Here is a 5,007-nt window from a genome sequence, read left to right on the forward strand (position 1 = left end):
CCTCGTGGGTCACCACCGGCTCGGGGCGCGCATCGTCGCGCGGGATGGTCGCGGCGGGCGATTCCTCGCGCGTCTCGTCCCAGGCATCCTCGGGATCGGTCGGGGGCGGGCCGCCGCGCGCGATCGCCGCGTCCACCTCCGCGACCAGCGCGATATCCTCGGGCTCGTCCACAAACCGGGCGCCGTCGGGCTTGGTCCAGGAGGCGCCTTCCAGCGGCGCGCCTTCGGCGGCGGCGGCGGCGATTTCCGCCTCGTGCATGATTTCGGCTTCCGGCGCGATTTCGGGCTCGGCGGTACTCCTGAACGTCGTCTCCGGCCCGGCGAGGTTGGGCTCGTTCGCGGGGGGGACCGGCGCGGCCGGGTCGTTCAACATCGGCTCCTCGGGCGGCACATCGGGGGGCGGCGCATCGGGTGTCACGGCGGGCGCCGCTTCGGCCGCCGTCTCGGGAGTGGCTTCGGGAGTGGTTTCGGGCGCGAAGGTTTCGGCCCCCGGCTTCACGGCCTCACCATCCGGCGAACCGGTTTTGTTTCTTGCCATCGGTTCAGTTCCCCACTGGGGCGTTCGCGCGCGCCCGGGCCTCTTGCCGGCCCAATGGCCGGGATACTAGGCGAAGGATTTTCGCGGAACAAGTCAAAGCCCTGGCTCCTCGCTCCCTGTCAGAGACCGCCCAGCGCGGCGATCATTCCGGCCCGGGTCGGTGCCTCGGCGACCAGTCGGCGCGCGGGGGTGACCCCGCTCAGCGCCGCGTCGGCCGCCGCGCTCAGCGCGACGCAGGTCACTTCGTCGAGGTTCCAGGCGCCGACGCGCAGTTCCCCGGCGAGCAGCGCGGCCGAGCGTGGCGAAAAGAGGGTGATGATCCTGATGCTCCCGTCGGCGAACAGGCGCCCCGCGTCGTCGGACAGAGGGCAGGGCACCTGATCATAGATCTCGGCCGCCCGCGCGGGCACCCCGGCGGCGGCGAGTCGTCCGATCAGGTCGCCCGCCGCGTGCCGGCCGCGGACATGGACGAAGGCCCCCGCGCCGGGCCGGTGGCGCGCGATGGCGAGCGCGGCCAGCGCCACGACGTCGCCGCCGGCGGACTCGGCCGCGAAACCCGCCCGGCGCGCGGCCTCCGCCGTCATCTCGCCGACGCAGAGCGCGGGCAGCCGCCGGTCCGCCACCCGGGCGGCGAACTGTTCCACGCCGTTGGCCGAGCTGAAGAGCAACCCGGCGGCGCCCGAGAGGTCGAGGGTCACCTCCGCCGGCGCGATGCGCAGGAGTGGCGCGATCACCGGCGCGAACCGGCCGGGGAGCGCGGCCTCGAGCGCCTCGGCGAAGGCGCGCGATTGCTCCGCGGGGCGGGTCAGGAGCAGGGTCTGGCGGTCTGGCATCGGATGCTCCGGATGGGGCGCGCGCCGTTGCGCCGCTCCCGTCGCAGGTGTTACCTGCGCCCCGGGTCCGGCGCAATTCCGGCGACCCGCCGAAGGGAGCGCATCTTGCTGATACTGGGGCTCGAGAGCAGTTGCGACGATACCGGCGCCGCGGTGATTCGGGCGCATCCCGGCGCGCCGGTGGGCGAGATTCTCGCCTCGGTGGTGCGCGGCCAGGATGCGCTGCACGCGGCCTATGGCGGCGTGGTGCCCGAGATCGCCGCGCGCGCCCATGCCGAGCGGCTGGACGGCGTGACCGAGACCGCGCTGGCCAAGGCGGGCGTCGGGCTCGGCCAGCTTGGCGCGGTGGCGGTCGCCTCCGGGCCGGGTCTGATCGGTGGTGTTCTCGCGGGGGTCATGTTCGCAAAGGGTCTCGCCCTGGCGCGCGGCCTGCCGTTCTGGGGCGTCAACCACCTCGCCGGGCACGCCTTGACGCCGCGGCTCGTCGCGCCGGTCGCCTTTCCCTATCTCGTGCTGCTCGTCTCCGGCGGCCATTGCCAGTTCCTGATTGTCGAGGGGCCGGACCAGTTCGTCCGCCTCGGCGGCACCATCGACGACGCTCCGGGCGAAGCCTTCGACAAGATCGCCAAGCTGCTCGGACTTGGCCAGCCTGGCGGGCCCCGGGTCGAGGCCGAGGCACGGGCCGGCGATCCCGCGCGCTTCGACCTGCCGCGGCCGCTGCTCGATCGCGAAGGGTGCGACCTTTCCTTTTCGGGGCTGAAGACGGCGGTCCGGCGCGCCCGCGACCGGCTCGCCGCCGAGCGTGGCGGGATCACCCGGACCGAACGCGCCGACCTCTGCGCGGGCTTTCAGGCGGCGGTGGCCGAGACGCTGGCCGAGAAGACCCGCCGCGCCTGCCGGGCTTTTCGCGCGCGGCACGAGACGCCCACGCCAACGCTCGCCGTCGCGGGCGGCGTCGCGGCGAACGGGGCCATCCGCGAAGCCCTCGCCGCCGTGGCCGACGCCGAGGGCTTCGCCTGGTTCGCCCCGCCGCCGGTGCTCTGCACCGACAATGGCGCCATCGTCGCCTGGGCGGCGGCCGAGGCGATGGCGGTGCGCGGCCCGGACGCGCTCAGCCTCGCCGCCCGGCCGCGCTGGCCGCTCGATATGGAAGCCGCGCCGATGCTCGGCTCGGGGCGCAAGGGAGCCAAGGCATGAGCGGGATCGCGATCCTCGGCGCGGGCGCCTTCGGCACCGCGCTCGCCGTCGTCCACGCGGTCGAAGGCCGGCGCGTGACCTTGTGGGGCCGCGACCCCGCGGCGATGCGCGCCATGGCCGAGACGCGGACCAACCCGCGGCTGCCCGGCGTCACCCTGCCCGACGGCCTCGATTGCGTCTCCGGCCTCGGGACCGTTCAGGGCGCGCGGGCTCTCCTGCTCGCGGTGCCAGCCCAGCAGACCGGGGATTTCCTCCGCGCGCACGGGGCGGCGCTGCCCGCCGCGCCGGTCGTCCTCTGCGCCAAGGGGATCGACGCGCGCGACCACCGGCTGCAGACCGAGATCGCCGCGGCGGTGTTGCCGGAGGCGCGGCTCGCCGCGCTGACCGGCCCTGGCTTCGCGGACGAGATCGCCCGCGGCCTGCCGAGCGCGCTGACCCTCGCCTGCGCGGATCCCGCGCTCGGACACGAGTTGCAGGAAACGCTGTCGGTGCGGCGCCTGCGGCTCTATCTGACCGATGACGTGGTCGGCGCCCAACTCGGCGGCGCGCTGAAGAACGTCATCGCCATCGCCTGCGGGATGGTCGAAGGGGCGCGCCTCGGCCATTCAGCTCGCGCGGCCCTGATGACCCGCGGCTTCGCCGAGATGACACGTCTCGCCGTGGCACTCGGTGCGCGGGCCGAGACACTAGCCGGCCTGTGCGGCCTCGGCGACCTGTCGCTCACCTGCAATTCGGCGCAGTCGCGCAACTTCGCGCTCGGCACGGCGCTCGGCGCTGGCGCGACACGGCCCGGCGGCACGGTCGAGGGGGTTGCGACCGCCCGCGCCGCCTGCCAACTTGCCGCGCGCCACGGAGTGGAGATGCCGATCGCCGAGGCGGTGGCAAACGTGCTCGATGCGAGCTGGACGCTGTCTCAGGCGATGGACGCGCTCCTGTCGCGTCCCTTGCGCGAGGAGTGAAGGAGAGGGACCCATGGCCTACTGGCTCTTCAAATCCGAAGCCGAGACCTGGAGCTGGGACGAGCAGGTCGCGAGGGGCGAGGCCGGCCAGGAATGGGACGGTGTGCGCAACTATCAGGCGCGCAACAACATGAAGGCGATGGCGGTCGGCGATCTCGGCTTCTTCTACCATTCCCAGACGGAAAAGGCGGTGGTCGGCGTCGTCGAGGTCATCGCAACCGCGCATCCCGACGGCTCGACCGATGATCCGCGCTGGGAATGCGTCGACATCAAGGCCGTCGCGCCCTTCCCGAGGCCCGTCACGCTCGACGACTGCAAGGCCGAACCCCGGCTGGGCCAGATGGTGCTCGTCAACAATTCGCGCCTTTCGGTCCAGCCGGTGACCGCCGCGGAATGGCGCGTCGTCTGCGAACTCGGCGGTTATCCGGGCTGAGCGCGCTTGCGCATCCGCAGAAAGGTGAACATCCCGAAGGGCGGATGGTCGCGGCAATCGACGAGTTCCAGCGCCGGCGCGCCCAGTACCCGGTTCATGGCAAAATCGGAATGCCAGCCGAGCCTGTCGGCGAAGGGTGCGAAGGCCTTCTCGAGCCTGGCGAGCCCGCCCCGGTCGCGGGCGAAGTGATTGACGATCAGCACCTCGCCGCCGGGCTTGCAGACCCGCGCCATCTCCGCCACCACGCGTTCCGGCTCCGGGACCACCGACACGAGATACATCGCGACGACGAAGTCAAACCGGCCGTTTTGAAAATCGAGCTTCCGCGCGTCCATCTCGCGCAGCGCCACGACGTTGGTCAGACGGCGCTCGGCCACCTTGGCCCGCGCCTTGGCCAGCATCTCGGGCGAATAGTCGACCCCCGTCACCCGCAGATGCGACGCGTAGCCGCGGAGCGAAAGGCCGGTGCCGACGCCCACCTCCAGAACCTCGCCGCGGCCGGAGTTGATGTGCTCGACGGCCTTGGCGCGCCCGATGCGGGTCACGGCGCCGAACGTCCGGTCATAGACCGGAGCCCAGCGGCGATAGGACGTTCGAACGGCTTTCGCTTCCATATCGATCTTTCCTTGGGGTCAGGCGCGCCGCCCGAGGCGGGTCACGATCGCCGAATGCGCCAGGCTGGCGATATAGGCGAAGACGGCGATGATCATCGTCAACCAGAAGTGGGTCAGGCCAAGTCCGACGACGATCGCCGTTCCGACCAGCAGCCAGCGCACCCGGTCGCGTGGAATGCGCAGGGCCTTGGGCGAGAAGGTCGGCAGGCGGCTGACCATCAGCAGGCCGACGATCCCGAGCCAGAGCGCGACGGCCAGCGGATAATCCGCCGCGTCCACCATCCCGTCGACGGTCAGAAACACGGGCAGCAGCGCGAGCATCGCCCCCGCCGGAGCCGGCACTCCGACGAATCGCGGCGTCGTGCCCGCCGTCGGCGCGTCGCGATTGACGTTGAACCGCGCGAGCCGCAGGCAGCAACAGACGATATAGACG

5 protein-coding genes and 2 pseudogenes are annotated in these 5,007 nt (G+C 72.3%); 3 read left to right on the top strand and 4 right to left on the bottom strand.

The genetic code is table 11. The features are described 5' to 3' along the window. Together KBA23_RS15705 and KBA23_RS15710 are read right to left on the bottom strand one after the other, a co-directional pair. A pseudogene (locus KBA23_RS15705) lies at positions 1 to 499 on the bottom strand (hypothetical protein); the annotation flags it as partial. A gap of 158 nt (positions 500 to 657) precedes the next feature. Beyond that, complete coding sequence (locus tag KBA23_RS15710) at positions 658 to 1,371, bottom strand: uroporphyrinogen-III synthase (protein ID WP_290742879.1); 714 nt, start codon at positions 1,369 to 1,371, stop codon at positions 658 to 660. 105 nt (positions 1,372 to 1,476) lie between these two features. Here KBA23_RS15710 and tsaD point away from each other — a divergent pair, with 105 nt between their 5' ends. From tsaD to KBA23_RS15725, 3 genes are read left to right on the top strand one after another with little or no spacing between them, the layout of a single operon-like run. Next, the gene (tsaD, locus tag KBA23_RS15715) at positions 1,477 to 2,568 is read left to right on the top strand and encodes a tRNA (adenosine(37)-N6)-threonylcarbamoyltransferase complex transferase subunit TsaD (RefSeq protein ID WP_290742882.1); all 1,092 of its coding nucleotides are present in this window, start codon (positions 1,477 to 1,479) and stop codon (positions 2,566 to 2,568) included. Next, the gene (locus KBA23_RS15720) at positions 2,565 to 3,527 is read left to right on the top strand and encodes an NAD(P)H-dependent glycerol-3-phosphate dehydrogenase (protein ID WP_290742885.1); all 963 of its coding nucleotides are present in this window, start codon (positions 2,565 to 2,567) and stop codon (positions 3,525 to 3,527) included. Before tsaD ends, KBA23_RS15720 begins: the two co-directional genes overlap by 4 nt. A gap of 13 nt (positions 3,528 to 3,540) precedes the next feature. After that, positions 3,541 to 3,960: an EVE domain-containing protein gene (locus tag KBA23_RS15725; RefSeq protein WP_290742887.1), complete on the top strand. Its 420-nt coding sequence runs from the start codon at positions 3,541 to 3,543 to the stop codon at positions 3,958 to 3,960. Here KBA23_RS15725 and KBA23_RS15730 read toward each other — a convergent pair. Together KBA23_RS15730 and KBA23_RS15735 are read right to left on the bottom strand one after the other, a co-directional pair. Then, positions 3,948 to 4,574: a class I SAM-dependent methyltransferase gene (locus tag KBA23_RS15730; RefSeq protein WP_290742890.1), complete on the bottom strand. Its 627-nt coding sequence runs from the start codon at positions 4,572 to 4,574 to the stop codon at positions 3,948 to 3,950. The genes KBA23_RS15725 and KBA23_RS15730 overlap by 13 nt on opposite strands. Positions 4,575 to 4,592: 18 nt before the next feature. After that, a pseudogene (locus KBA23_RS15735) lies at positions 4,593 to 5,007 on the bottom strand (CDP-diacylglycerol--serine O-phosphatidyltransferase); the annotation flags it as partial.

The organism is Amaricoccus sp., from assembly GCF_017995835.1.
GTDB lineage: Bacteria > Pseudomonadota > Alphaproteobacteria > Rhodobacterales > Rhodobacteraceae > Amaricoccus.

Excerpts from the sequence above, each read along its gene's own strand:
- KBA23_RS15725 (WP_290742887.1), top strand. The coding sequence starts at position 3,541 with ATGGCCTACTGGCTCTTCAAATCCGAAGCCGAGACCTGGAGCTGGGAC.
- KBA23_RS15730 (WP_290742890.1), bottom strand. The coding sequence starts at position 4,574 with ATGGAAGCGAAAGCCGTTCGAACGTCCTATCGCCGCTGGGCTCCGGTC.
- KBA23_RS15720 (WP_290742885.1), top strand. The coding sequence starts at position 2,565 with ATGAGCGGGATCGCGATCCTCGGCGCGGGCGCCTTCGGCACCGCGCTC.
- KBA23_RS15710 (WP_290742879.1), bottom strand. The coding sequence starts at position 1,371 with ATGCCAGACCGCCAGACCCTGCTCCTGACCCGCCCCGCGGAGCAATCG.